This window comes from Sulfurovum sp. (assembly GCF_041562805.1).
Taxonomy (GTDB): Bacteria; Campylobacterota; Campylobacteria; order Campylobacterales; family Sulfurovaceae; genus Sulfurovum.
On record NZ_JBFFOH010000260.1, the window covers coordinates 1 to 2,173 of the forward strand.

General features: G+C 38.1%; 2 protein-coding genes. Both read left to right on the top strand.

Going from position 1 to position 2,173, the window contains the following annotated elements; translation table 11 throughout:
* Positions 1-240: 240 nt before the first annotated feature.
* Entirely contained in the window at positions 241-1,968 is a 1,728-nt protein-coding gene (locus ABYK33_RS15510) for a hypothetical protein (RefSeq protein ID WP_373034227.1), read from the top strand.
* 82 nt (positions 1,969-2,050) lie between these two features.
* Positions 2,051-2,173: type II 3-dehydroquinate dehydratase (locus ABYK33_RS15515; RefSeq protein WP_373034228.1), on the top strand; the 123-nt coding region annotated here is incomplete at its 3' end.

Genomic DNA, 2,173 nt, shown 5'->3' on the forward strand with positions numbered 1-2,173 from the left:
CGATACCCCTAATATGCGTGTCAAAAGCGATGCTCATGCCGCTAAGCTGCTGAGTAGGAGAGAGGATAGTTTCGGGTGTAATGATCTTCATAGTTTCTCATTTGTAAATAGTTAGTGCGATTATATCGCTTTTGGTGTTGATGGTCGTTAATAAACAGTGATGGCATATGTCAATGCTGTGTTTAAAAAGAAAAGATGTTAAGATGCAAGCAATTAATATTTTCAAACAAAGTAACACTAATGGCATTAGAACTATCAAAAAACAGAACGGTTAATATTGTAGTGTTTTCATCGATCATCGGTGTTGTGATCTCAATTGTTGCGCTTTGGTACTCAACAGACCAAAAATCGCGTATTAACGGAGCCAGCCTTTTAGCCACTTCAGAAAAACTCGGTGTGGTGTTTAGTATGGACCAGAGCTTTTACCATACTGATGCCGACGCACGAGTGATAAATATTGTCACGTATGAACAGCTTGGATTACAAAAGCCATTGGCAGATATCGCTTTTAGTGAAGATGCTCTTTATGTGATAGAAGCCGGAAAGCATGTCGTGAAAAAATGTACTGTTCCGCTTGGAAAATGCCAGGAGATAGGAACAATTCCCGGTTCAAGAAGTGCTATAGCAATGGATATAGCAGTTATGCCTGACAACAAACATTTTTACATCTCAAACAGTTCACTCCATCGCATCGATAAATTTACTATAGACGGTACGCATCTGTACCGACTTGATATCGGTGAATCATTAAACTACCCCAACGATATTGTCGCCATAAATAATACAACAATAGCGGTGGCGGATTCGGTGAACAATCGTGTGATTGCCATTAATGACAAAGGCTCTGATGCTAGCAAGGTTATATGGCAACTGGATGTCGACACGGGCAGGAGACTGGATTGGCCTTCGGCACTCAGTTTTTCACCAAACGGTCGCTTGTGGGTTAACAACCAAGATCTCTATTTTGATGTAGGTGAGGTCGTTGTTTATGATGCAGTTAATTTCTCATTTTTGAACAGCAAGAACAACATATTGAGCGAAAAAGTATATGTCGATTATACTAGTGAAATCATACAGCTCAATAACGGTGCAGAACCTCGTAATTTTGCACCGATTAAAGATAGTATGTTGGTAGGTAATTTCAATCCTATCGAACTCTTGGCCATGGATCAACTGTCTCTCGGGGTAAGAAGTTTTGTTAATGGAGAACTCCAAAATGAGTTTACTTCTCTTTCTGATAACCGTCAATATTGGCTTGGTGTTGAAACAACGTCTAAACTTGGTATTGGCCTGTTTGTTATTCTGTTGCTTTACGGTGCTTTTTTAGAGATGAAAGAGGTTCAAAAGAGAAAAGATGAAGAAGAACCGAAACGTGAGCGTAGAAGAGAACAGAGTATGAAACTTGATCGCTATTTGATTGAACCGGATGAGAATGGGATCGTTTGGTTAGAGATGAAGAGTAAAAGTATGAAGCAACTGAAACTTGGAGTATATGCAATCGTCATTTTATCTCTTCTTGCCAGTGGGCTTTTAGTGTTCAGCGGTGAAGATGATCTGTTTTTATATCAAGTTACAGCCGGCATGGTCACATTTTCTGTATTGCTAGCAGCTTTTTTCCATTTGATGATAAAACGAACACGCATGGGAAGAGATGAGGAACATATATATTTACAAAACTGGTTAGGCAAGCAAGCATTGGCTCCATTCGAAGATGTTATTTTTACAGGTCGAAGAGTCATAATAAATAATGTAGCTGTTGCAATTTTAGATGGGCATGGAAATGAGATGTTTGATAAAAAAGAGTTTAAGACGTATATTAAGCCTCTAATAAACGTGATGCAAGAAAAGAGTGAATGGAAACTGGTTATGGATAACTTGAAAAAAGGGGACCAAAAAACCTGGACAGGTGCGATAGTCGGTATTCTTATAATGCTTGCAATTGTGTATTGGAGTATAAAATATCAATAAGACAAGGAATGTAATTCTTTCAAGGGATTAAAATAAATCTTTACCTATAATGCAGACAATTATAAAAAAACAAAGGTATTCAATGAAAGTTGTAGTCATTCAAGGTCCGAATCTTAATATGTTAGGTGTTCGTGAACAAAATATTTACGGGCCAATGAAGTTGGAGCAGATCCATGCTCAGATGAAAGATTTTGCAGACAAAAAC

What these genes read in the sequence shown, in the direction of transcription:
- ABYK33_RS15510 (WP_373034227.1), top strand. Translation starts at nt 241, where the DNA reads ATGGCATTAGAACTATCAAAAAACAGAACGGTTAATATTGTAGTGTTT.